Origin of the sequence: Bradyrhizobium sp. AZCC 1578, assembly GCF_036924675.1 — a bacterium.
In the GTDB taxonomy this organism is placed as follows: Bacteria; Pseudomonadota; Alphaproteobacteria; order Rhizobiales; family Xanthobacteraceae; genus Bradyrhizobium.
The window spans coordinates 393,386-415,797 of the sequence record NZ_JAZHRZ010000001.1; the positions used below are offsets into that span (position 1 = coordinate 393,386).

Annotated in this window: 25 protein-coding genes, 1 tRNA gene and 2 pseudogenes; 17 read left to right on the forward strand and 11 right to left on the reverse strand. The window is 59.8% G+C overall.

Annotated features, from left to right (window positions below; all coding sequences use genetic code 11):
* Positions 1–45: 45 nt before the first annotated feature.
* A tRNA-Lys gene (locus V1290_RS02055) sits at positions 46–121 on the forward strand.
* A 287-nt stretch (positions 122–408) separates the two neighbouring features.
* Here V1290_RS02055 and V1290_RS02060 read toward each other — a convergent pair.
* Positions 409–642 (reverse strand): hypothetical protein, encoded by a 234-nt coding sequence (locus V1290_RS02060; RefSeq protein ID WP_334362763.1) that lies wholly within the window; start codon positions 640–642, stop codon positions 409–411.
* Positions 643–744: 102 nt separating this feature from the next.
* On the opposite strand from V1290_RS02060, the gene V1290_RS02065 reads away from it, so the two are divergent.
* The gene (locus tag V1290_RS02065) at positions 745–981 is read left to right on the forward strand and encodes a hypothetical protein (RefSeq protein ID WP_334362764.1); all 237 of its coding nucleotides are present in this window, start codon (positions 745–747) and stop codon (positions 979–981) included.
* A 233-nt stretch (positions 982–1,214) separates the two neighbouring features.
* The gene (locus tag V1290_RS02070) at positions 1,215–1,406 is read left to right on the forward strand and encodes a hypothetical protein (protein WP_156908450.1); all 192 of its coding nucleotides are present in this window, start codon (positions 1,215–1,217) and stop codon (positions 1,404–1,406) included.
* A 1,388-nt stretch (positions 1,407–2,794) separates the two neighbouring features.
* Here the strand turns inward: V1290_RS02070 and V1290_RS02075 are convergent.
* Positions 2,795–3,714: pseudogene (locus tag V1290_RS02075) on the reverse strand (sialate O-acetylesterase).
* Between the two features lie 625 nt (positions 3,715–4,339).
* On the opposite strand from V1290_RS02075, the gene V1290_RS02085 reads away from it, so the two are divergent.
* From V1290_RS02085 to V1290_RS02095, 3 genes are all read left to right on the forward strand, one after another.
* Positions 4,340–5,131, forward strand: coding sequence for a hypothetical protein (locus V1290_RS02085; RefSeq protein ID WP_334362768.1), 792 nt, complete (start codon positions 4,340–4,342; stop codon positions 5,129–5,131).
* Positions 5,132–5,852: 721 nt separating this feature from the next.
* Positions 5,853–6,086 (forward strand): hypothetical protein, encoded by a 234-nt coding sequence (locus V1290_RS02090; RefSeq protein ID WP_334362769.1) that lies wholly within the window; start codon positions 5,853–5,855, stop codon positions 6,084–6,086.
* Positions 6,087–6,256: 170 nt separating this feature from the next.
* Positions 6,257–6,400 (forward strand): hypothetical protein, encoded by a 144-nt coding sequence (locus V1290_RS02095; RefSeq protein WP_334362770.1) that lies wholly within the window; start codon positions 6,257–6,259, stop codon positions 6,398–6,400.
* 306 nt (positions 6,401–6,706) lie between these two features.
* Here V1290_RS02095 and V1290_RS02100 read toward each other — a convergent pair whose 3' ends face one another.
* Positions 6,707–6,877 carry a hypothetical protein gene (locus V1290_RS02100; RefSeq protein WP_334362771.1) on the reverse strand — a complete coding sequence of 57 codons (171 nt, stop codon included), beginning with the start codon at positions 6,875–6,877 and terminating at the stop codon, positions 6,707–6,709.
* A 387-nt stretch (positions 6,878–7,264) separates the two neighbouring features.
* Between V1290_RS02100 and V1290_RS02105 the strand changes: the two genes are divergently transcribed.
* Complete coding sequence (locus V1290_RS02105; protein WP_334362772.1) at positions 7,265–7,555, forward strand: hypothetical protein; 291 nt, start codon at positions 7,265–7,267, stop codon at positions 7,553–7,555.
* 33 nt (positions 7,556–7,588) lie between these two features.
* Here the strand turns inward: V1290_RS02105 and V1290_RS36420 are convergent, their stop codons facing one another.
* Positions 7,589–7,927: a DUF6894 family protein gene (locus V1290_RS36420; RefSeq protein WP_442894959.1), complete on the reverse strand. Its 339-nt coding sequence runs from the start codon at positions 7,925–7,927 to the stop codon at positions 7,589–7,591.
* A gap of 363 nt (positions 7,928–8,290) precedes the next feature.
* Between V1290_RS36420 and V1290_RS02110 the strand changes: the two genes are divergently transcribed.
* From V1290_RS02110 to V1290_RS02125, 4 genes are all read left to right on the forward strand, one after another.
* Positions 8,291–8,485, forward strand: a complete 195-nt coding sequence (locus tag V1290_RS02110; RefSeq protein ID WP_334362773.1) for a hypothetical protein — start codon at positions 8,291–8,293, stop codon at positions 8,483–8,485.
* A gap of 1,062 nt (positions 8,486–9,547) precedes the next feature.
* Positions 9,548–10,189, forward strand: coding sequence for a class I SAM-dependent methyltransferase (locus V1290_RS02115; RefSeq protein ID WP_334362774.1), 642 nt, complete (start codon positions 9,548–9,550; stop codon positions 10,187–10,189).
* Positions 10,186–10,875, forward strand: coding sequence for a glycosyltransferase family 2 protein (locus V1290_RS02120; protein ID WP_334362775.1), 690 nt, complete (start codon positions 10,186–10,188; stop codon positions 10,873–10,875). The genes V1290_RS02115 and V1290_RS02120 overlap by 4 nt, the downstream gene beginning before the upstream one ends.
* On the forward strand, positions 10,872–11,282 hold the full coding sequence (locus tag V1290_RS02125) for a DUF2304 domain-containing protein (RefSeq protein ID WP_334362776.1): 411 nt from the start codon (positions 10,872–10,874) through the stop codon (positions 11,280–11,282). The genes V1290_RS02120 and V1290_RS02125 overlap by 4 nt, the downstream gene beginning before the upstream one ends.
* Before the next feature lie 32 nt (positions 11,283–11,314).
* On the opposite strand, the gene V1290_RS02130 is transcribed toward V1290_RS02125, so the two are convergent.
* The 3 genes from V1290_RS02130 to V1290_RS02140 all read right to left on the reverse strand — a co-directional run bounded on the left by V1290_RS02130 (position 11,315) and on the right by V1290_RS02140 (position 15,323).
* Positions 11,315–12,892 carry a hypothetical protein gene (locus V1290_RS02130; RefSeq protein WP_334362777.1) on the reverse strand — a complete coding sequence of 526 codons (1,578 nt, stop codon included), beginning with the start codon at positions 12,890–12,892 and terminating at the stop codon, positions 11,315–11,317.
* A 561-nt stretch (positions 12,893–13,453) separates the two neighbouring features.
* On the reverse strand, positions 13,454–14,524 hold the full coding sequence (locus V1290_RS02135; RefSeq protein ID WP_334362778.1) for a glycoside hydrolase family 88/105 protein: 1,071 nt from the start codon (positions 14,522–14,524) through the stop codon (positions 13,454–13,456).
* Between the two features lie 634 nt (positions 14,525–15,158).
* Positions 15,159–15,323 (reverse strand): hypothetical protein, encoded by a 165-nt coding sequence (locus tag V1290_RS02140; RefSeq protein WP_334362779.1) that lies wholly within the window; start codon positions 15,321–15,323, stop codon positions 15,159–15,161.
* A gap of 50 nt (positions 15,324–15,373) precedes the next feature.
* On the opposite strand from V1290_RS02140, the gene V1290_RS02145 reads away from it, so the two are divergent.
* Both V1290_RS02145 and V1290_RS02150 read left to right on the forward strand, forming a co-directional pair.
* Entirely contained in the window at positions 15,374–15,712 is a 339-nt protein-coding gene (locus V1290_RS02145; protein ID WP_334362780.1) for a PilZ domain-containing protein, read from the forward strand.
* A gap of 426 nt (positions 15,713–16,138) precedes the next feature.
* On the forward strand, positions 16,139–16,453 hold the full coding sequence (locus tag V1290_RS02150) for a hypothetical protein (RefSeq protein ID WP_334362781.1): 315 nt from the start codon (positions 16,139–16,141) through the stop codon (positions 16,451–16,453).
* Between the two features lie 497 nt (positions 16,454–16,950).
* Here V1290_RS02150 and V1290_RS02155 read toward each other — a convergent pair whose 3' ends face one another.
* From V1290_RS02155 to V1290_RS02165, 3 genes and pseudogenes are all read right to left on the reverse strand, one after another.
* A complete protein-coding gene (locus V1290_RS02155) occupies positions 16,951–17,373 on the reverse strand; it encodes a response regulator (RefSeq protein ID WP_334362782.1) in 423 nt (140 codons plus the stop codon).
* Between the two features lie 68 nt (positions 17,374–17,441).
* Positions 17,442–19,199 (reverse strand): annotated as a pseudogene (locus tag V1290_RS02160) (PAS domain S-box protein); the annotation flags it as partial.
* Between the two features lie 283 nt (positions 19,200–19,482).
* Complete coding sequence (locus V1290_RS02165; RefSeq protein ID WP_334362784.1) at positions 19,483–19,875, reverse strand: hypothetical protein; 393 nt, start codon at positions 19,873–19,875, stop codon at positions 19,483–19,485.
* A 161-nt stretch (positions 19,876–20,036) separates the two neighbouring features.
* Between V1290_RS02165 and V1290_RS02170 the strand changes: the two genes are divergently transcribed.
* The 4 genes from V1290_RS02170 (at position 20,037) to V1290_RS02185 (ending at position 22,085) form a co-directional block, all read left to right on the forward strand.
* Positions 20,037–20,285: a hypothetical protein gene (locus tag V1290_RS02170; RefSeq protein ID WP_334362785.1), complete on the forward strand. Its 249-nt coding sequence runs from the start codon at positions 20,037–20,039 to the stop codon at positions 20,283–20,285.
* Between the two features lie 142 nt (positions 20,286–20,427).
* The gene (locus V1290_RS02175) at positions 20,428–21,027 is read left to right on the forward strand and encodes a formyltransferase family protein (RefSeq protein ID WP_334362786.1); all 600 of its coding nucleotides are present in this window, start codon (positions 20,428–20,430) and stop codon (positions 21,025–21,027) included.
* Between the two features lie 202 nt (positions 21,028–21,229).
* Complete coding sequence (locus V1290_RS02180) at positions 21,230–21,583, forward strand: hypothetical protein (protein WP_083754438.1); 354 nt, start codon at positions 21,230–21,232, stop codon at positions 21,581–21,583.
* A gap of 67 nt (positions 21,584–21,650) precedes the next feature.
* Entirely contained in the window at positions 21,651–22,085 is a 435-nt protein-coding gene (locus V1290_RS02185; protein ID WP_334362787.1) for a hypothetical protein, read from the forward strand.
* A 76-nt stretch (positions 22,086–22,161) separates the two neighbouring features.
* On the opposite strand, the gene V1290_RS02190 is transcribed toward V1290_RS02185, so the two are convergent.
* Positions 22,162–22,365, reverse strand: coding sequence for a hypothetical protein (locus V1290_RS02190; protein WP_065747310.1), 204 nt, complete (start codon positions 22,363–22,365; stop codon positions 22,162–22,164).
* Positions 22,366–22,412: the final 47 nt, after the last annotated feature.

Below are 22,412 nucleotides of genomic sequence, written 5' to 3' on the forward strand. Positions count from 1 at the left end.
TGCTATTGACCCGCAGGGGCCCGCCCCCTACACAGCGCGGCGAGTGAGCGCGTAGCTCAGGCGGTAGAGCACGTGACTTTTAATCATGGGGTCGAGGGTTCGAGTCCCTCCGCGCTCACCAATAGAATCAAATACTTGTAGGTCATTTCACACCTCTGCTTTCGGACATCAGCAAGCGCGGAGGTCGTGCTGCCCCGTTTTGGGTGGTTAGCCGACCCGTACGGCTTGTTCAGGAAGTAATCGCGATTGCCCAGCGCCTTCTCTGCGTACTGATCGATCGCGACTGTGATCGCCTGGACGTGTTGATAGCGTAACCTTCACGCGCAGCCCGCTGGCGCAGTTCGGCGAGCGCTCTGAGCCATGGAGAGCTGTCGCCTTTCTCGTCGGACCACTGCAGCGGCTCCGGCATCACCAACGCCGGCCGCCGAGCACGCGCCCTTTTGTTGGACCGCCCTGCTCTGCTTTGAGCCGATCCCGCTCGGCGCACAGCCCCTCGATCTTCGCCAGCATCCTCGCGAGCAGCAGCTCGGCCGATGCAGTCGAAATGCCGGCGCGCTGAAGCTGCAGGATCTCCTTACGCTGTCTTCCGACCTGGACCTGCATGTGGTCGATTTCGGCTCGGTAAAAGTCGATACCGGGCATGCTACATCCCCTGAACTGCCAGATTTTCCCGATAAGAACAACACATGAACATTTAAGCAAGCCATTAGTAACGGTGGTCTGTCAGAGCACCGCCCCAAACAATTGAAAGAAGTCATTTCCGTGCCTTGGTCCGCCTCGTTTGAGGATCCAATACCGCTCCCGGATGGCCGGCGCCTCCTCACCTTGAAAGAAGCCGCCAGCTACATCACGAAGCTATCGAAGGCTGAATGGCAGGCCGCCATGAAGGCGCTGATCCTCGTTGCAGAGAACGGCGGCCACGATGCTGGCCCCGATCGGCGTCATGCGGGCGTTGAACCGTCACGTCGAGCGGGTTTTTAATCCCGATCGCAAAACTCATCATTGGGGCAAGCGCAAGCTGAAGAGAGACCAATGACCGTTTTTGTCTACGTCAATACCAGCAAGCAGGTGGAGATCCCGAGCACATCAAGGGGTTTGCCAATGTGGACGCCGCAGAAAGGTGGTTTGAGGAAAACGATCCTGAAGGCGTAGCCTTTGAGTATGAGGTCTTGGAGTGAACCGCTGCCTTCCAATTACAACTAGCGGAGAGCGAAATGGCTGAGAGAATAGACGTTGAGGTTACCGGCAAATCGCAGTTTGAAGTCGCCCACGACATGGCGAGGTTCATTCTAATTAATATGGAAGGGCGTCAGGTGAAGCGCATAAAGCGGCAAGAGTTCTTGCATTTGGTGGCTGACTGCATCGAGGCCTTGCGCGGCATCAAGGTCAGGGAGATTGTCAGTTAAAAAGTAAGGCACTCCTGCAGGCTCCAGCCTCCACTTGTCCGCACAAGCAATCAAGTTGGTGACAAGGTTTGCGAGCGAGGACGCCCGGAAAAATGGTTCGAGATTACCGGCATGTCGCGTCACTTCGTCGCCGGCTGTGATCAGGACCTTTTGCGGACGTAAGCCCGTACGCTCGAATTGATCAGCGACCGGCCGACCGCACCCGGTGAAGGAAGCCTGCGCATCTGCGCCAGCAAAGCCGGCGTCACACCGTATAGGCGACTGGCATGGTTTCTGCTGCCTAGGTGCCGCTGGGGATTTAAGCGACCCAGTTTAGGACGGAAACGCCGCCGGGCATGTATTTTGATACCGGCGGCGTCCTTTTCCAAGACAACAGGCCACGAAACCTTTTCCAAAACTGACGAAAAACTGAAACAAAGCCGGCCTACCATCCACCGTACAAAATACGGTGCCAGCAAGGGGACGTACGGCACGCGATTCGAGGCCGGCCTCCCATTATTGCCGATATAGTTTGTTGATGGGCAGGAGTATTTCAATGGGACAGTCATTTAAAAAGGCAGAGCACCTTCTTTTGCAGATCTCGACCGATCTTCAAAACCGGATGGCCGAGATCCGGACACTCAGAGAGGCAATACGGATTGTGGAGGCGATACGGCACCGAGAGCCTATCGCCTCTGCAGTCGTCGCGCATCCCCGAGCAACGAGCTGCGCGGCTAACTGAGCGCACTAGGAACTGCGAGACTTCGTCGGCCTGGCATCGCTCGACGCCATATCGAGTGCCTGCAACTTACGCTCGAGCTCGGTCTTTCTTAGCCTCAGCTTCGCGCTGAGGACATGTTGCACGGCGCAAACAGCTCATCGATCCGTCAAGGCGCTCTTCATGACGCGCCCACGATAATGAGCCATATCGACTCAAACTGTTTTGAAGGACAGCGAATCATAGAGATTGACGTACGAGATTGACGGTACCGAACTCGGCAAACCGGCCGACTATTCCATCCCCTCAAGCTCGCGAACGTCCCATAGTGAAACTGCCAGGATAATGAGCGATGGCGTCCACGCGAGCATGGCTCCAAATGCTATCGCTTGCAAAGTGGTCATGGATCGTTCCCCAAACTCCAACCCGCGACCATTAGTGTTGACAGCTCGAATTTTGATTTGTCGATGACGATATGAAGGCATTTTATGTGATGCGAACAGTTGCCCGCTTGGTCTGACTTTCCTGGTACAATTGTGCGTGCGATGCAGCGCGAACAGAAAATCCCTTTCGGCGACGTGCGCGAAAGCGGCGCCACCAAGATACTTGTGCATTGCATCTGTGGTCGCGCCATCCAGATGGAAACCGGCCGCTGGCCTTGCCATGAGTTTTGCCGGCGCGTGTGAGGTGCTCACGGCGCGTTTGAGAGCAAGTCTGCCCAGGCTTTGGCGACCTTCTGTTCTCCCGATGAGCCGAAATGGCAATCGTCGTATCGATCCAAATCGTCAAGCAGGGCGTCTGAATTAACTCCGCTTCTCAGATTGGCACCGGGCTCAGGGAGCGCCAGTTGAGCGCGCGCGACGGCGTTGTCGGGAGAGTGGGAGCGCGTTCCTCCATTTGTTGCTCCCAAGCACTTTGTCGCTATGCCAATGTATACCGGCCCCGCCACGTTATAAGATCTCAACGAGTTAACCAGCGACAAGAAGCGGTCGCGGTAGTCCTTCTCGCTCGTTCCCTTCACGTAGTCGATCTCACCTTGCACCCAGAGTACGTGCGTCACAAGATACCCTTGCCGCTGCAGATGGCTCGCGGTGTCGGTCATGATTGCGTTCAAATCGCCGCCCGGCCCCCAACGAGAGACCTCAGAGCCGCTTATGGACACGGGAGCCAGTACGACTTGGTCGAACGATCCGCGTTCCAGCAGAAGATTGCCGAGCTGGGTCCAATACTCACCGCCGATGCCGTCGGATCCCAGCAGGGGCGACGCGGCGACATAGCATCGTCCATCGAAAAAATTCACAACCTTCTCTCCGTGTTCCGAGCGGAACCGTTGCCCCCGTGATTTCCAGCGTTGGACTGCCCGATCAGCAGCAGAACGGCTGTACGGCTCGTCTGCTCCGGGCAGGTGACAGCTTTCTTCTGATCGCCCGAAACGAGCCGTCCCGTTTGATCAAACGTGTAGAGGTCTTCAGGAGCCGTCCTGCCCGCGACGCCAGCCTTCAGCGCCTGCAAAAACGGAAACGGAAATAATTGCTGGCGAGCGCTATACGCTCCAAACAAGTACGTCGCGGTCAGGACAAGAATTGCTAACAAAAGCCTCACGGGCGACATCTGCATTCAGAACACCTGAAAATTTGGCTCAGCGTTTTGGGCAATTAGCGCAAAGATTGATGGCGCGAAAAGGACCTTGGCCAGCGGTGCGTTATTCTGACGCCCGAGCGGGACACCACAGTTGCGGCCGTCATTTTGCTCTTCGCGTGACTTTGAGCCACCTCCAGCTGGTGCCCTCACGGGCGCGCATATCAATCTCCGGTCAAGCGCTTTGCCAGCGGCCTCTGCTACTCGCGCTGCGCCGGTCTCGATATCGTTCGCGCAGCGGCAGAGCGCCCCGACTGGCATAGTCGATGCAGATGAGGCTCCCATGATCAAGGGGAGCAAAGGCCGCGCCTGATCACCATCCTGTTGACCGGGAAGGAGGCCTTTCGCTGGCGCCGGAACTGCGAAGGGTCAGGACTCCTTCCGTAGTTCTCTGGCCGTGAACATAGTTCCGCCTTCCCGGTTGCGTTAATTGCGCCGGTACAGTTCCGGGTGAATTAGAAAAAGACGACGTGACGTGTAGTTGAATGCTCATCCCTTGGAAGCTTCGTAGGCTCAAAACCGTCCCGTCGAAATGTTAGTTCGTCGTAGCGCAGATGCGCGGTGGCGGGTGCCATTGCATTTGACACGGAGCACCAAAATGGTTTCCACGCCGGATAACAAGTTCGTGGAAGGGCAGATCGAGAGTTGTCTTTCGAACCTGCTAAGCGAAGCCGGAGTGCATCCTTCGGCCCCGCCGACCACCATGAAGACGTCTCGCGCCCCGCGGGCAACGATTCATCGATCGGCGGGTTGGCGCTATGTGGTTTTCGTCGGCTCTCTCGTGACAGCATCCGTTGGTGGCGCTACTTGGTGGTTGTCCTCCTCCGCTCATACAGCGATGATCGCCCCCTCGGATCCAGCACCTCTGTCAGAGGCCGCGCCGGGAGCCGTCAAAGACGCAGCGCCGACTGCCGTCGCCATGTCTTCCGACTTGGCGCAGCAACTCCAACCGATGACGCGCGATCTCGCTGCCTTGAGGCAAGCGGTAGAACAGCTCAATGTTAGGCAAGAACAACTGGTCCGCGACAATGAAAATGTCGCGAGCCAACTCAAGGCGAGCCATCAAGAAATGGCACGCAACAACAGTATCATCGAGCAGGTCAAAGCGACCCAGATCCAGATGGCGCGCGAAAGCCAAACGCTCACCGAGCGGCTCAACGCAAGCCAGGAACAACTCGCCCTCGTCATCGCCAACGCTTCTGAGCCAACGGTGATGCCTGCAGAGCCAAAGGTAAGCCCCGAACAGCCAAGGGTAATGCCCGAGATACCACTGCCGCGTCCGCGGCAGTCGGCCAATGTCGCCCAGGCGCAAAAGCCGTCGCCAACCGCAGCCCGACCGCAAGCCCAAAAACAGCAATCGCCATTAGCATGGCCGTGGTCAGTGCGCTAATGCCGTCTACCTTCCTTTCTGCGACGTGATGAGAGGTAGCGCAGCATTGCAGTTTTCGCATGACATTGGCATCTCCCGTCCAGCGCGTGATTGCGCCGGCAGATGCAAGAGCCTGAGTCGACAATCCATGAAGTGCGTTTCGCGCTGAACTGACTGGGTGTGACAGGCACGAAGATAGCCGGCCTTTATGCAGGAGCGCGAACCGGGGCCGCGGGAATTCACAGAGATTGACGTACGAGATTGACGGTACCGAACTCGGCAAACCGGCCGACTATTCCATCCCCTCAAGCTCGCGAACGTCCCATAGTGAAACTGCCAGGATAATGAGCGATGGCGTCCACGCGAGCATGGCTCCAAATGCTATCGCTTGCAAAGTGGTCATGGATCTTTCCCAAATTTCCACTCACCAACTAACATCAGGAAACTAATTTTAACCTTCAGTTTGACCAGAACATCAGTTTGACCAGAAGTTGCCAACACCAAGCCTTTTCTGCGCGAAGAGTTCCCCGCCTGGTGTGACTTTTCGGGAACAATTGTGTGTGCGATGCAGTGCTCCCAAACAAGCGTGGCGCCGACGTCAGGCCGCCCTTCGATCACGCTGGGGTGTCAAATTTCCTCCAAGTGTCGCCCAACGGGCAGACAGTGATTTGAATTAAATATTATTATCATCTCAAATTAAATCAGGATAACTCTCATCTAAATTGCCGGTTCGGAGGCAGTCATGGATGACCGCGAGCAACAAGAGACCGAAGACCGCCGGAAATTTCTGATTTCGGCTGGCAGGTTTGCAGCCGTAACACCCCCAGCAATAACGCTGCTGCTATCGACCTCTCTCACCTCCGATGCGGTCGCGCATTCTGGCGCGAACGGCCATTGGGGGCCGAAAGGCAACAACGGCAACGGCAACGGCGGCGGCGACGGCAGCCCAAACGGCAAGCCTGACAAGTATCGCTAGGTAGCGAGTATCGACCGCCGATATCAGACGACTTTTTGAGCCAACCAGTTCTGGGGACCAGCTGCCCAACCCCAACCCGGAAGAAGGCAGCCCCGGCTTCTTCCACAGCGCTGGTGCCGTTTTCTTTAGATGCATACAAGGTCTGCGGCCATCAAGCTGTGGAGAGACCATTGACCGTTTTTGTCTACGTCAACACGACCAAGCAGGTTGGCAACCCAGAGCACGTCAAGGTCTTCACCACCACCGTCGCGGAAAGCTGGTTCGAGGAAAATGATCCCGAAGGCGTGGCCTTCGAGTATGAGGTTCTGGAGTGAACAGCATCTGCAGCAGGTTCCGCAAGCAGCCCCTGTCCACGTCAGGATAAATAGGCAACGACTTAGGAACTTATCATCGCGAGAGTGGTATCCTTCGATCACTGGGTGCAGGGTGAGCGTAGGAGGGGCTGATGAGGGCTAAAGTCCAAATTCCAAGCTACTACCTGTATCAATTAGACAAAGATAACACTGAGATACTCCGAAAGTTTGCGGAGCTCGCGACTCTGCGGGAACTGGTTCGACAAAAAGAGGCAGCCCTGCGCGCGGAGCGAGCGTATCGCGAAAGATCGACGACTATGTTGCCGATTAAGGCCGGCGATCCTTCCCGCCGTCACTATCGGACGGCTGGTTGAGTTGACGTATTCGATCTTCCAGCAGCTTCTTCCTGGCGGTCAATTTTTCACGAAGAACTGACTGCATCAGTTGGTGAAGCTCGAACAGTTCTTCAATCGACATTGACTCCCACTCACTAGGCATGACGCGTCTCCGCGATCACGAAAAGCAATTGATTGTTGCTCACGATGTCGAAACTTCAGAGATATGGGAGGGAGGCTCAGTCGCAACGCACAGAAAGTATTAAATTAGGATCTACGGTTCGAGAACCTGACCGCGCGCCCTAAGCTGGCAAACGTGAAGAAAAATGGCCCTGGCGCGGGGATCGCGCCAGGGCCATCGGAGTACTCCCATTCCAGTCAGCCAGACAGCGTAGTGGGTACCCGTCTGGCGCTCCCAAATATACGGGAAAATCTGGCAATGTCTGCCGAATAGTCAACGAGCGGTGAACATGAGGGCGGACAATGAAACTAGTTCCGCCGCTTGTAGCTCGGGTGGAAGGCGCCAAATGATCGCCTAGGAACCACTCGGTTGCCCCGCAAGTTTCTACCACGTGTCAACTTGTTTGACTTTGCACAGGGGCGTTTGATGAAGGAGCTCTCTGCGCTCGAGTTGGCCATAGCGTCAAGCCTAATGGCCGGCGCCATGCAAGCGGCAATGCTTCAGTCGATGGTCCGCAATAATCTCATTACCGCCGAGGAAGGCCATGAGATCTACGAGCAGGCACTTTTGATGCTTGAGACTAACCAGACCGTGACTTCCTCGCCAGACGTGTTCGAGGCCGCTCGCGAACTGATCGAGCAACATCTTCGGAGTCCATAGACCAATCGGCCGCCTATTCGGAAAGTTATTGGTCTACCGCAAGGCGGATCCGACACATGGTCGCCTATTGCTCGTCCTCGGCCACACCCCACAATCGGCAACTTCACCTGCAGAACCGTCGTCGTCACGGACTTCGATTGCCATTTGGTGCCCCGCCCCGGCGTCGTTCTTTCTGATCGCGTCCCGTGCCATGTCGGCTAGTGAGCGGGCGGCCTCTTCCTGCACCCGCTCACTGCCAAGAAGTTCCAGTCCTTCGTCGTCGGGGGCGAGATCGTCGCCCTCTCTCAAGTCAAAGTGGTAGCGCGGCGTCGGCACCGCCTCCGCCCCAAAGGTAGAACTGGAAAATCGGAAGTTGTTCACGCGCACAAGCACGCGGCGAAAAAGAACGAGGCCCCGGGGTGCCTAGGAGTTCCAGTTGCCCTCAGGATACGGCCCTGGATCACCGCCGGTCTTCGCTCTTACGTTGCTCGCGATCGTCCATCGCGCGCGCTCTTTTTCAGAATGAAAAATACTAATTCCACCATTTAAGGGGCAGCAATATGAAAAGGGAGCTGTTTAATCATATTATATGACGCTTCGGAACCATGTTTATTTGGGCGTCCAGCCATTTCGAGCCGCCATACATGCTTTCGCTCATATTTGTCCAGCCATGTGTAACAAAGCGGGCAGACCTTCACGCGCCCACGGGAATAACCTGCAAGGTTCTGAGTGGTGCGTTGGTGAGAGGATTAAAAGATGAATCAGTTTATTTTATCTGAGCAGCGTCTCTCGCAGATAGACCTCGATCTTTCCCACCGCATGGCCGAACTTCAAAAGCTCAGAGAAGCGGTCCGTCTTGCAGAGGCGCTGCAAGCGTCAACGGCGCAAAGGCGCCCCCGACCTTCACCGAGCGACACCGCTTCTTACACCGAATCTCGATTGGCGGTTTAGTTAGATCGACGGCTTCACCCGCCGAGTGGGCTTCGCGCTTGCTAAATCGCTCCGCGGCTGGTTGAACTGATGAAATCGATCTTCTAGCGCTGCCCTTTTGGCGAGCAGTTCTTCGCGGAAAAACTGACTGCATCGGTTGGTGCAGCTCGAACATTTTTTCAATCGACATTGACTCCCACTCACTCCGCATGACGCACCCTGGCGATCATGAAACCATTTGAATTATTGCTCGCGAAGAAACTTCAGAGAAGAGATATGGGAGAGAGGCTCAGTCTCAATGCACTGAAGAAAACGATCCTGACCGCGTAGCCCGTCATAAGAGCTGTCTGTGGTGAATAAAAATGGTCCCAGCGCAGGGTCAGGCCATACAAAGTATTCCCCCACTTTCAAACAACCAGACAGGGTAGCGGGTACCCCGTCTTACGCTCTCATACAGGCGGACAATCTGGCAATATCTGTCGAATGGTCAACAGAGCGGTGAACAACGCAATTGAGCGCCATCCTCTGAACAGGACTGCGGCAGCGCTCCGCATTCGCGCGCCCTCAGCCGTCGCGGGCATCCGCGCCGCATTATACGATGCCACGTGTGAATCGGCGCGCTCTGCCCACACCAATCGGTGTCCAAGGTTGACCCCTGCGCGTTGCACCTAACCATCTGAAGCATTGTCGAAATAAGACTCTGACCAGGGTCACGGTCGGACGCCGAAAGGGTCAATATTCGAAGTCCAGACACAGGAAAGCAACCTGCGACCCCGTGGCTGTTCGCCAAGCGGAACAGTTCGGCATCGGAGGCGTTTTTTTCGCGCTGGAGAAACGTCGTTGGGGACGCATGTGCTGATGCGAAACGACCGCGCTGCGTTTACGCTTAAGTGTCCCGCGTGCAGTCGGGCGACGCCACATCGGTTTCTTTACATCAAGAACGGTTGCGACATCTTTCAATGTCGGGACTGTGGACTGGGACGCACCGAGGCATCGAGCTTCGATCCCCTCGCCTATTATGACGACGGCTACTTTTCCGGCCGTCAGTCCGACGGCTACGCCGATTATCGCGGCGCCGAACCCGTGCTACGGCGCGAGTTCGCCCGCACGGTCGAGTTCATCCAGCACCGCAAGCCACAGGGCCGCCTGCTCGAGATCGGTTGCGCCTACGGCTTCTTTCTCGATGAAGCCCGCCGCGCGGGATTTGAGGTGCGCGGCATCGAGCCGGCGGGCCAGGCTGCTGCCCATGCTGGCGATCTCGGCTTGAACGTCATCTGCGGCCTGCTGAACGAAGCGACTCTCGAGTCGCTTGGCACCCTGGATGTTATCGTCCTCCTCGACGTCATTGAGCATCTGCCCGATCCGCAGGAAGCCCTCGCCCTACTCGCGGACCATCTCCGGCCGGACGGAATCATCGTGCTGACGACCGGAGACTTCGGTTCCTTGGCGGCGCGGTCGACCGGCGCGCACTGGCGCCTGATGACGCCTCCCCAGCACCTGTGGTTCTTCAATCGCGCCAGCATCGCGTCTCTGGCCCATTCGGTCGGCCTTCGCGTCGAGAGTTCCAATTACCCCTGGAAATTCGTGCCGTTCTCGCTGATCGCCTTCCAGGTCGGTCGCATGCTCGGTCGCAAGTTCGCGGCCAGCCCGACCGGCAACCGGTTCGCCATTCCGGTGAACCTGTTTGACGCGATGCGCGTGGTCTTGAGCAAGGCGCCACCATGACCGGCCGGATTCGCAATCCCTGGGTCGTTGTTGCGGCGTACAATGAAGCGCCGGTGGTTGGCAGCGTCGTGTCTGGTATTCGCCGCGCCGGATACGCGGTCGTCGTGGTCGATGATGGCTCCAGTGACCGGACCGGCGACGTAGCGTTGCTCGCAGGCGCGGTCGTCGTCCGGCATCCGGTCAACCTCGGACAGGGCGCCGCGCTGCAGACCGGTATCGACTACGCCCTCGAGCAGCGTGCGGATGCGCTCGTCACGTTCGACGCCGACGGCCAGCATTCCCCCGTGGCCATCGCGGCGCTGCTCGCGGCGATCGAGCAGCCCGGCATCGATTTCGCGCTCGGCAGCCGCTTTCTCGCCGGCGCGACGGCAAATCTGCCGGTGTCGCGCCGCATCCTGCTCAGCGCTGCGCTTTGGTTCACGCGCGCGAGCACCGGACTGCCGGTCACCGATACCCACAATGGCCTACGGGCGATGACCGCGCGCGGCGCCCGCGCGATCTCCTTGCGACAGAACCGAATGGCGCACGCGTCCGAGATCCTGCACCAGATCGCGCAGAGCCGCCTGCGCTTTGTCGAGGTGCCGGTGAACATCGAGTACAGCGCCTATTCGCTGGCCAAGGGTCAACGCATCACCGATGCGCTGGCCATCCTGATCGATCTGTTTGCGCGGAGGCTCTACCGATGATCGCGCAGCTATTGTTGAGCGCCTTTCTGGCGTTGGTTCTGGTCTACGCCTGGTCGGAGCATCGGACAGTGCCGATCATCGGCCCGCTCGCGAGCGGCGCCGCGCTCGCCGGCCTCTACTTCGTCTGGGTGCCGGAGCATGCCACCGCGCTTGCGGCCTTCGTGGGAATCGGCCGCGGCTCCGACCTCATCGTCTACACCTGGGTCGTGATCAGCCTGCTCATCATGCTCAACTTGCATCTCAAGTTGCGGCTCCAGCTCGATATGATCACGCGTCTGGCGCGCGCCGTCGCGATCAATCGCGCCAAGGAGAGCCGGCGTGAGGCAGGCCCGCCGCGAAAACGGCGGCCGGTCATGTTGGGCCGAAAGGCCGAGGCGCCCCCGATCGAATTGCAGGCGAAGAAATAGATCCCATTGTCAAGTCACGCCCGGAGTTGGCGTCACTCGCCGAGCCCGCGATTGGCGTAGATCCGGGCGAACGGGCGGCCAAATCGTGTGACCTCATCAACCAGTACGGCCGACGTGCCGTCGGCACAAGGCCAGCGCTCGGTGGCGATCAGGTAGTCCGCCTTGTGCAGATCGGTTTCGGCAATCCAGTTGCGACGGAACATCACGCCGGCCAGTTGCTCGCGCCAGCCCAGGCAGACCAGCACGCGCGGTGGATCGCCCGCGAACCGGCCTTCGGCGTCAATTCGACCCTCGAGGCGGCGCAGCGCCTCGGGAGCCGCCATGCCCCAATAGTCGAGGTCGAATCGGCCGTAAGCGCCGGCGACGCCGCCTGCCACACTGTTCATCGCGATATATTCGAGCGGATGCAGGATGACGAGCGTCACCACGATGACGGCCGTGTGCGCGACCCCGAGGGCCGCGGGCACAATCGGGCGGCGTCGCAAGAAGGGCAAAAGGCTCGTCAGCCCGCGCGCGGCCACGATGGCGAGCATTGGGATCACGAACAATATGTGGCGGACACCGTCATAGAGCGTCGAGCCCTGCAGGATGAGCACCCCGATGGGCCCGAACGCCGCCACGCTGACGACCAGCACCGCGCGCGATCCTGCGAGCTCGGCCGCGACCGGTCGCAATCCCACGACGCCGGACCGACGCAGGGCGCCGAGGGCGGCGCGCGTCCAGGACCCTGCAGCACTGATCCAGACCGCCATGCCGAGCAACAGCAGCGCCAAAAAACCCTCGGGCAAACGCGCCAGAAGCTGTCCGGGGATGTACCAGGCGGGCAGCTTATCGGTGAACGTGCGCTGGCCCCAGTTCTGGAATTCGAACGAGGTGTCGAGCGGAGCAAAGTGCCGATAGGCCTCGAGGAATTGTGTGAGCGGATGTCCAATCTGCAACCACGGCCAGAGCGCGATCGCCGTCAGCCAGGCGACGAGGATGGCGAGCAGCGTATGCAAGGCGATCTGGCGCAATTGGCCATAGCCCGCGCGGCCATGGCGCAGCAGCGCCTCGAGCGCGCACAGGCTCATGCCGCCGACGAGGTAGGCGTGCGTGATCACCCCGCCGGTGCGCGTCGCGATGGCAAGGCCAGTGGCAAGGCCGGTCGCAAGGGTCAGACGCCAGCTCGGCACCTCCTGCCGCACCATCAGGACGATCGCGAGCGTCGACCAGCTCATGGCGAACAGGAACGGCACGTCGATGGGGGCAAAGAACAGGTTGCCGTACAGGTAGCCGGTCAGCAAGCACAGGGTTAGCGCCGTCAACCCAGCCCAATGCCCGACCGTGAGCCGTGCCATCGGCACGACGGCGGCGAGCCCAGCGAGGCCAAACAGGAAGGTCATGGCGTGCCGGACCGTGATCGGGCTCGCGAGGTCAAGCGACTGCACGGCCGCGACGAGCATCTGAAACCACGGTCCATACATCCACAGATACTCTTCGACCGTCTCGAACTGAGACCGGTCCGCAAAGCCGCTCGTGTACCAGGCAAGCGCCTTGGGGCCGTAATCGTCGGTGTTGAATTCGTCGGTCGACAGCCCGTAATCCGCGGCGGTCGCAAGCCCGATGACCAAGGCCACGCTCAGCACAAGGAGCACGAGAAACGTCTCGGCATGGCGAGCAGCAAATGCGAGGCCGAGTTTCGGCCTCGCAAACCCAGAGCCGTCGCCATCCACCTGTTCAAGCGCCATGCATTGTCCTTAACCGGTTGCATGACAACGGCACTGGTGCCGCCTGGAAATGTGGTGGGAATTCGCGCGGCGGAGTCGCCACATCGCCACTACCACCAATCCGATCGAGCGACTGCACGAGGAGTTTCACGCGGCGGATCGAGGCGCAGACGGTTCTGCCATCGGCCGACACCGCCGCCTGCATCACATCAGGCGACACCCAGCTAAATCGCTTGATCGGGAACGAACCCCCAGCGCACCTCGAGTGTTGTCCTTGGCATCGGGATAACACTCCTGAAGGGAACTTTGTTCCGAAGTTCAAATCAGGTCTCCTAAGGCGATAGTAATGGCGATCCTTGTCACCGGAGGTGCCCGGATACATTGAAAGCCACATGGCGAATGCAGTCCTTCGCACCGTAGATGCGGCAATGCCGCGACCGCAACTAGTGCGCGCGAACTGTTGTGTTAATGGACGAGTTCAGATGCAGCCAACAAGAGAGCGCCAGACCCATAGAGCTGGGTGTCTGTGATCTGAACGGCGTCCGGCTTGTCGCCGATCTGCTGCACGCGGCCGAGCCGGCCGTCAACCGTCGCCGATGCCAGAGCCCGCCAACCTCGTTCAATCACAGGACTAAACCGCTTTGCGTCGAGAAGTCCCATCCGCACCCCGGCGGCCAGGCCGTAGGTCAGGAGACCAGTGCAACTGGATTCCGGGGTGCCTTCATCGGGCGGAGCGAGCAGCGACGTGGACCAGAAGCCATCCGGGCGCTGGAGGCTCGCTACCCGATCGGCGATCTCGACGAACAGGTTGACGTATTTCTCGTGCAGCGGGTCGCCGGAGCGCAGCTCGCGTAGGATATTGACAAGCCCAGCGAGCACCCAGCCGTTACCACGGCCCCACAATATCTTTTCGCCATGCGCACCAGTTTTCCCGATGAAGCGGCTATCGCGGTAGAACAGGTGCTCTTCGCTATCAAACAGGAAGTCTTTCGTGGCCCAGAATTCCTTGTCGGCATAGTCTCGGAAGCGCTGGTCCTTTTTGATGCGTGCAATGCCGAACCATGTCGCCGGCCCCATGAAGATGGCGTCGGACCAACACCATCGCTGTAGGCACTTCGCGTTGTCGAATTCGAGCGGAACCAGCGGTGGGTGCTGCAAGATATACTCTAGCCGCTGCACTGTCGGCTCGATCATGCGTTCATCGCCGAAATGATCGTAGGCGGCTATGTAGACCTGCCCGATGGCGTGATCGTCGGCAAAGTAGATCGGGGGCGCCCAGTCGCTGTTGCCGATCTGCCAACCGGTGCGTTCTCCAAGCTCTCGGATCGCGTCGAAGTGTTTCATCTGACCTGGTGTGGCGGCCCATCTTGCGAGACCGATATAGAAGGCGGCACGCGTCCAATCAGTTTCAGGCGCCTGGGGTACTTCATGGAAGTGCGACATCTGCCAGCTCGCGACTTGCTGAGCCGTACTGCGTATGATTTCCGGCGCAAGTGAAGCGGTGAGCAGGATGGCCGCCAGTGCAATTGCTTTCATGCTTCTGTCCCTACACTGAACGAAAATGGCCCGCCAGCGTGACCGGCGGCAGCTTGGATCCGAGCATGGGCAAAGGAACGGTATTCACGGCGCCAATTTAACCCATGCAATCAAGACAGCGAGGAGCCGCCATGATGATCCGCTTTGCTTGCTTAGGGGCCTTCTTTGCAGCTTTTGCTCTTGCCGAACCAGCTTTGGCCGCGGGCAGATGTGGAGTCGGGTGCAGCAGCACGTCTGAAGGGGCCTGTGTCCGCGATGGATGGCAGCAAGGTTTGCCGGTCCGGAACGTGTGCCCGGCCACATCCCAGCCATCTCCGCCTTGCGGCCCATATTACCGATGGAGTCGGCAATCCATGATGTGCATACCGCGTTGAATCGACCGGTTAGCGGCCCCGGCAATACGCAACGCACCGGGGCCGCCGCACAGAGGCCCCCCGGCGGGGGCTTTGGGAGCATTGCCGGGGGGAACGTTCAAAATAGTCCGCCATCGGACCGTCGTCTGTACGGCCGCCGACAAAGAACACGCCCGCCAGCCTGAACCGGAAGGCTCTGCGCACGACGTTGCCGGACGACATGCGCAGAGCCATGCCACGCCAGGGCACTCCCCAAAAGGGCACTCCCCAAAATGGCTTATTCAGGCTGATTTCGATTCTTGGCAGAATTGGGCGCGATGCAGCGCCCGCAGAAAATTACCTTTGGAGAGATGCGCGAATCCGGCGTCTTCGGTGCCGTCGTGTTCTGCGGCGGTTATCACGGTAGCCATTCGACTGTCCTCGACGCCGATCGCCAGCGGAATCAAGTGCGGCTGTCAGGTCGTGCGGCAAGCGGAGCTCGGATGGGCGCCGCTATTTGAGAAAGCACGATGTGCCTGAAACCGGGTTCCTTCTTTGGACCGCTTTAAGAATTCAGTGCTACAAAGGCTGTATTTCAAAGTGGGTTATTGCGATGGTGGAAACTCGGATTGCTCCACGTGTTCGCGTGATGAAGCCTGCCAAGATCGATTACGGCGGCGACAAGTATCCTTGCATCGTTCGTGACATATCCAGCACGGGCGCGGCGCTAGACTTTTCCGAGCTGATCCGCATTCCCAATGAGTTCACATTGATCTTGCCGGATGACAAGCTAAAGCTGCCTTGTCGCGTTGTGTGGCGCAAGGAGTACAGACTTGGCGTGGTCTTCGACCTGTAGCTCTATGCAGCCGTTTGGCGCCCGATGTCCGGCTGCGCTACCCTCGCCGGCGTTGGCTTGCCGCCCGAAATAGTTATGACGCTCTTCGCTTTCGGGCCAGCAATTCGAAGCGGACAAGAATAGCCGTGCAAGCGGCCAGCGCGGTCAAAGCCATCAAGAGAACCGTCGTGAGCATGGCAAATCTCCAGCCCGATGATTCGCAATTTCTTAAACTCTGAACTATCTCAACCGAATCCTTAAGAAAAAGTTAACGCCCCGGATTCTATGGGGCCGTTGCTCAGCTCGGGCATCCGGACTGAGCCTGCCCGGGAGCACCTCTAATGCGGACACCCTCCCGGCGGTCGTCTTGTTTCTGGCAAGCTCCTTGCTCTCTGCACAGCATTACCAAGTGTCGCTGCCAGCGATGTGCCATTGCGGAGCAAACAAATGAACCAGCCCCAATTCGAGACAGCGGATCTACGACATCTTGTTCGCGCTCAGGCCAAGGGACAGGCCATGGCAGAGCGCAAGCGGCTCGCAACGGACGACGCGCGGAGGCGGAGGCGTCAACAGACCGAAGCAATGCTAATCGATATCAAGAACGCCCTCCGCTTGCTTGATCAAAGCATTGAGGCTGAACTACAGAAAAGTCCGACGAGAGATCCTCATCACTTTGCATTTCCGATGACGGTGAGAGCTTTGACCACGCGCCGTGAGAATCTTAAATCGACTATTGCGCTGCTTTTGCTTGAGCTCACCTAGAGCGACCGCGGACGCGCAATAGTATGACCAAACAGCATACCGCGGGGGGCCGCCGCCTCCCCTTTTCCATTTAGCCCCGCTGTTCCTCGCCAAACGTCAAATTCGAGATTGCTCGACCGCTGCCTGAAACAAACGGCTGCATACCTTGTTATTAACGAAAACAGGGAACGCCACCGTGCAATTCTTTTTCAACCTCATCTGGAACCGGTCACGCGACAGGCTCCTCGCTGCAATGGATAGGCGGGAGGCCGAACAATGATCGAGCTCTCAGCGATCCTCGCCCTGATTAGCATCGGGATCTTCGCCGCCCACGCGCTGGATGCCTACCGCACCGACTAGCGCGCGAGCGGAGAAACAAGACGTCGTCAGGCGCCGCGGCAACGTTTGTTGAACGTCTGCTGCCCTTATCGATGTCCTGTCCGATGGAGGTCCGCGGCCGCCGGACCGGTGAGTTCCGAGCGCGGCTTTAGCCAAACCAGTCGGGCGCGACGCCTCCGCTACAGCCGGCGCAACTGCGCGAGAGCCTCGACGACCACCGATACCAGCGACGCCATGGTGTACGGCTTCGGCAGCCATCCGAGCGGGGCGTAGGGCTCGGCGCGCCCGCGCGTGTACACATCGTCGTGAGCGGTCGCAAAGATGCACCGAATGGCGAAGTCCTGATAGAGTTGTCGTGCGGCGTCGATACCGTCGCGGGTGCTGGCCAGGCGAATATCCATCACGGCAAGCGTCGGTTGGGCCTCGCTGGCGAGCGCGACGGCTTCCTCGGCGGTCGTGGCCGGACCGACAACTTCAAAGCCGGCAGCCGTCAGCGCAACTTCGGTCTGCAAGGCGATCAGGAAATCATCCTCGACGACAAGAACCCTGGGCGGGCCCTGCGTGTCTTCTAAGCGCTGGGTCTGTTCGGCAGGTGGTAACAAGTTCCGATCCGGTTCGGATGGCAACGCAAAATGACCCGCGCTTTGCGGATGCCTCATCGGTCACCGCTTTAGATTTTAGCGGCGGGGAAATCGAGGCACGCCCGCGATGGATTTTTCGTGACGTGAAGCGTTCCATGGAGCTGGCGTGCGAGGCCGAGTACGAGCCGGAGCCCGGACGAGGTCTTGCGCACTGCCTCCAGGTCGAACCCCTCGCCGTCGTCCTCGACACAGAGCGCCAGCCGTTCGTCCTGTCTGGTCAGGGTGACGCGAACGGCCTGTCTCGCATAGTCCCTGATGCCGTGCTTCACGGCGTTTGTCAGCAGTTCGTTCAATATCAATGCCAGCGGCATCGCTATGTCGTTGGAAAGCGCGCCGCGCGCCGCGCCACACTCAATTCGTGCATCCAGCGGCAGCAACTGCCGAATGGTTTGACAAACCGCCGGCAGAAATTCCTCCGCAGCGAAGCAGGTGGCATCGCTTCGGCCGTACAGCACACGCTGCGCCGCAGCCATGGCCGCGATCCGTGCGCTAGCTTCTTTCAGGACTTTGCGCGCCTCCTCGCTGGGTGCGGTCCTTGCTGCCGAGAAAAGCAGCGACTGCAGCATCTGCATGTTGTTCTTGGTGCGATGATTGAGTTCATCGAGCAAAAGCCGTTGCTGGGTTTCCGCTTGCCGTCGCTCGCTGATATCAACCAGCATGTTGATGGCGCCGGTGATCTGGCCGGAAGTGTCCCGCAGCGGCGTCGGGAACGGAATGAACGGCACCCGCGTCCCGTCCGGCCGTTCTGCAACTGCTTCGGCGCCGCGCACGGCGCGTCCTTCCTTCAGCGCAACCGCCATCGGGCACTCGTCGTGCGGAAGCGGCGTGCCGTCGGGGTTGAACAGCTTCCATGTGACACACCATTCGTCGCTGCCGAGCGCCGGCGTCCGCCCCGAGAACTCGACTGCGGCCGGATTGAAATAGGTAATTTTCCCTTGCGCGTCGGTCGTGTAGACCGCAGCGGGAATCGCCCCGAGCAATTCCGAAAGACGCTGCTCGCTCTCCCGCAGCTTGCGTTCGGCTTGCTTGCGATCGGTGATGTCGCGGGCGATCTTCGACGCGCCGACGATAGTTCCGGCGCGGTCGCGCACGGGCGAGACGGTCAGCGAGATGTCCACAAGGCTCCCGTCCTTCCGCCGGCGAACCGTTTCGTAATGGTGGATGCGCTCGCCTCGCCGTATGCGCGCGAGGATCCCGGGCTCCTCGTTTTCGCGTCCTGGCGGAAAAAGAATCGTCACGGGCTCGCCGAGGACCTCGCCGGCGGTATAGCCGAACAGCCGCTCGGCGCCCGAATTCCAGGTCCTGATGATCCCGTCGAGATCCTTGCTGATGATCGCGTCGTCGGAGGATTCCACGATCGACGCGAGTTGCTGCGCACGGTCTTCGGCGGCGCACCGCGCCTGTTCGGCTTGCCTGCGGGCGCTGATGTCATGCTGAGCGCGCACCGCGTAGAGGAAATTTCCCGACGCATCGCAAACGCTTGAGGACGTGACCTCCGCCCAGACGTATGACCCGTCCTTGCGCGCGAGACGCGTTTCGACGGTGTAGCGATCGATTTCGCCCGCGATCTGTCGTTTGAACTGCGCGAGATCCTGCGCGACGTCCTGTGGCGAGGTCTCGTCAAAGATGGAACGGCCGAGCAAGTCGGCCGCTTCTCGTCCCACCAGATCGCAGGCCTTCTGGTTGACGCGCAGCATCCGTCCAGCCTCATCGATCTCGACGATGCCGAAGCCGACATATTCGTAGGCGACAGCCAGCCGGTCTTCGTGCGCCGGCCGCCATTCATCGCGAGGCAGATGAGGCACGTCCAGGAAGGCGGACCGGCCTGGCTGGGAGAAAGTCTTGGCCGTCCGTCGCTGGATGTTCATTCCCGCCATCCCTGCCGAAGGGCAATATTGCGTTGCACGATACTCGGAGTCGGCACATGGAGGGACCAGCACGCACGACCACTGAGCGCTTGACGTTGGACAAATCCGGCAAGAGAAAATTTGTTCCTAGCTGTGGCCGGGCACGGAAATGTCAGTCTTCCGGCGCGCTTCGCTTCCCGCAGGATGGATCGCAATTTGATTGCTAGCACCCGCGGCAGATCCCGGTGAACCTACTCACCTCCGGCCGCCCCCGTGGCCGAACCGGCGCCTTACGCGGGGCCTTGCGCGCGCTGATGATCCGCTGCGAGGCGCTTGGATATGGCGGCGTTACGACACGTGCGCGCGGCGCTTCGACTGAGCCGTAGGAGACGGCCGGCGGCGGGGGGTTGGGGCGGAGCGGTGGCACGTTCGCGGCATTGCCGATGCCGCTGGGATCGGAGAGCGCCCTGGGGTTGGCCGGTCCGAACGGCACGCCCGATATCGGCGAATTGCCGGCGCCCGCCGAGCCGGCTGGCGGCGTCAGTTGTGCGAATGCCTTTACGGGAACGGTCAGGCTGAGCGCCACGAAGAGAACAAGCGCCGGATTGCGGGACATCTAGGTCTCTCCAGGAGGCTCCCACTCAACGAACATGTAGGGCGCGCGTTCCCCGCTTCCAGGCGAGCCCATTTTCGTGCTGCCCGCCCTGTTACGGAGTAGGCGTCGGCGGGAGAATCAGTCCTAATCAAGGCGCGATCACGTTTTGAGATTCCGGCGGCATGGACCAGCCCGAAGTGCTCGATTCCGATATCCGCGCCCTGCAGCAATGGCTGCGCGCTGCCTGGCAGCAGCTTGGCGATCCCACCCTCACCACCTTCGCCCGGCGCGAGCTTCGCAACCAGATGAAGCAGTGCAGCGCCGACTTGCGGGCGTGCCTGCAAAGGGTGGCTGATGAACAACAGCCCGAGCCGGTCCGATCACCGGCCTCGCCCTATTCCAGGCCAGAGCTGCGAATCCTGTCATGGTGACGGAACAGGATTAGGCCCCGCCGCTCCGCCTCTGCTGTTCCGGCCCGCCTGTTGATAACCCGCGCCCCTGTTGGCGAGCATCGAAACAGGCCGGCATCGTGTGCTATCGGCATACCGGCCTGATTAACGACGGACAGAACATATGCGGATTACCCTGGTCGGTTCCCGCCATTTTGGCGTGACAACATTCAATACCCTACGCCAACATGGGGTCGATATCGTTCGAGTCGTCGTTCACGACGGCGAGGACCGGCTTGCCGCCGCGGCGCGGGCCGCCAGGGTTGACGTCGCGGTGCAGGCCGATCCGAAGCGCGTGATCGCTTCGGAAATCGCACCAGCGACCGACCTGATCGTCACTGCACACAGCCATGCCCGCGTCACCAGGGAGGCGCTGGCCACAGCCAAACTCGGCGGCATTGGCTATCACCCCTCGCTGCTGCCCCGGCATCGCGGCATCGCCGCAGTCGAATGGACCATCAAGGAAGGCGATCCGATCGCTGGCGGTACCATCTACCATCTTGCCGATCGGATGGATGCCGGCGCGATCGCCGCGCAGGAATGGGTGTTCGTCAAAAAAGGGGAAACCGCCCGAGAGCTCTGGGAGCGCGCGCTGGCGCCGCTCGGCCAGAAACTGTTGGCCGATGTCATTTACCACGCCAAAGCGCACGGCAGCCTGCCGGCCACGCCCCAGGATGAGGAATTTGCCACCAAGGCACCGAGCCTGACCGACGCCAAGCAGTAACCTCTACCATCATACCGCAAACCCCCGCAATTTGCCGCAATCACGACGAAACTGCGAATTTTTCCGTTCCTCCGCCGGAACCAGATTCACCTTGATGTGTTTGAGATCGCGGGAACTTTCCACAGTGCTGCGGCGCACCCAAGTTTGAACACATTGTGACCAGATAAGGTGCGCCATCACACACATTTCGGGGACTTGACCCATGCGCTCCAACCGCATTCACAACCTGTTGTTTGTTTCGTTGCTTGCTTCCGCCGCCACCTTTGCCAGCGCTCCCGCCTCCGCCCAGAACCCCTACGATGGTCTTTGGCAGGTCACCGTTGTCACAAAAACGGGCAATTGCGATGCGCAGACTACGTCGACCGTGAATGTCACCGGCGGCAAGATTTCGGGCGGTCCGGTTTCCGGCAGCGTCGGCAGCGGGGGACTTGTACGAGTCTCGATCAATGGTGCATATGCGAACGGTCAACTCAGTGGCAACTCCGGATCGGGGAAATGGAATGGGGCTTCAGCGGGTGTCGCATGTAGCGGTCGATGGGAAGCGTCCCGTCAGTAAGGCAAGCCAGACCTTTGAATCTTCTGCCAAAGCGCGGCGGCTGACATTCGCAGCCGTCGCTTTTTTTATGACGGCCTTTGCCACCACCACTACGAGCCACGCCCAGTCCAGCACGTTCGCCGGCATGGCCGGCACATGGTCCGGTCCCGGCACAGTGACGCTGGATGACGGTTCGAGCGAGCGGATCCGCTGCCGCTCCACCTACAAGGTGATCGGGGCCAGCATGGAAATGGCCCTCACCTGCGCCAGCGACGCCTACAGGTTCAACCTGCAAGCGGCGGTGGTCGCAGCCGGAGGCGAAGTCAGTGGCACCTGGAGCGAAACCAGCCGGAACATCGGCGGCACCATCCAGGGCCGCGGGGCTGGCGGCAGTTTCCAGGTCATCGCCCAGGCGGCCGGATTCGCCGCCAACATCTCGCTGAAGACCTCCGGCAACAAGCAGCAGATCGCCCTGCGGGCCGACAGCGTGTTCCGCGCTGCCAATATCTCGCTGTCGAAGTAGACCAATCCCGCCCTAAACCGTCATCGCCCGCGAAAAGCCTTCGCGGGCGACGACAAGTGTGGATCTCGTTCAACCCTTAGCTCGTCTTCGGCTTCTCGAGTTTCGCCGCGGTCTCCTTGATCGTCTTGGCGATCAGCAAGGCCTGCTCCTTGTTGAACGCAAAATCCTGCACACCGCGGTGCGTGGTCAACGACAGCACCATGATGTCGGGCTGGTGCTCGGGCCAGCCGGTTGCGAAGGCGGTCACGAAGTCTGCAGAGGTCGATCGAGTAGTGGTCATTGGCTCACGGTATCCTTTTGTCTTTGCCGGCGCGCCTGATGAAACGG

Excerpts from the sequence above, each read along its gene's own strand:
- V1290_RS02060 (WP_334362763.1), bottom strand. The coding sequence starts at position 642 with ATGCCCGGTATCGACTTTTACCGAGCCGAAATCGACCACATGCAGGTC.
- V1290_RS02070 (WP_156908450.1), top strand. The coding sequence starts at position 1,215 with ATGGCTGAGAGAATAGACGTTGAGGTTACCGGCAAATCGCAGTTTGAA.
- V1290_RS02085 (WP_334362768.1), top strand. The coding sequence starts at position 4,340 with ATGGTTTCCACGCCGGATAACAAGTTCGTGGAAGGGCAGATCGAGAGT.
- V1290_RS02090 (WP_334362769.1), top strand. The coding sequence starts at position 5,853 with ATGGATGACCGCGAGCAACAAGAGACCGAAGACCGCCGGAAATTTCTG.
- V1290_RS02100 (WP_334362771.1), bottom strand. The coding sequence starts at position 6,877 with ATGCCTAGTGAGTGGGAGTCAATGTCGATTGAAGAACTGTTCGAGCTT.
- V1290_RS02110 (WP_334362773.1), top strand. The coding sequence starts at position 8,291 with ATGAATCAGTTTATTTTATCTGAGCAGCGTCTCTCGCAGATAGACCTC.
- V1290_RS02120 (WP_334362775.1), top strand. The coding sequence starts at position 10,186 with ATGACCGGCCGGATTCGCAATCCCTGGGTCGTTGTTGCGGCGTACAAT.
- V1290_RS02125 (WP_334362776.1), top strand. The coding sequence starts at position 10,872 with ATGATCGCGCAGCTATTGTTGAGCGCCTTTCTGGCGTTGGTTCTGGTC.
- V1290_RS02135 (WP_334362778.1), bottom strand. The coding sequence starts at position 14,524 with ATGAAAGCAATTGCACTGGCGGCCATCCTGCTCACCGCTTCACTTGCG.
- V1290_RS02150 (WP_334362781.1), top strand. The coding sequence starts at position 16,139 with ATGAACCAGCCCCAATTCGAGACAGCGGATCTACGACATCTTGTTCGC.
- V1290_RS02165 (WP_334362784.1), bottom strand. The coding sequence starts at position 19,875 with ATGTCCCGCAATCCGGCGCTTGTTCTCTTCGTGGCGCTCAGCCTGACC.
- V1290_RS02170 (WP_334362785.1), top strand. The coding sequence starts at position 20,037 with ATGGACCAGCCCGAAGTGCTCGATTCCGATATCCGCGCCCTGCAGCAA.
- V1290_RS02175 (WP_334362786.1), top strand. The coding sequence starts at position 20,428 with ATGCGGATTACCCTGGTCGGTTCCCGCCATTTTGGCGTGACAACATTC.
- V1290_RS02180 (WP_083754438.1), top strand. The coding sequence starts at position 21,230 with ATGCGCTCCAACCGCATTCACAACCTGTTGTTTGTTTCGTTGCTTGCT.
- V1290_RS02185 (WP_334362787.1), top strand. The coding sequence starts at position 21,651 with ATGACGGCCTTTGCCACCACCACTACGAGCCACGCCCAGTCCAGCACG.
- V1290_RS02190 (WP_065747310.1), bottom strand. The coding sequence starts at position 22,365 with ATGACCACTACTCGATCGACCTCTGCAGACTTCGTGACCGCCTTCGCA.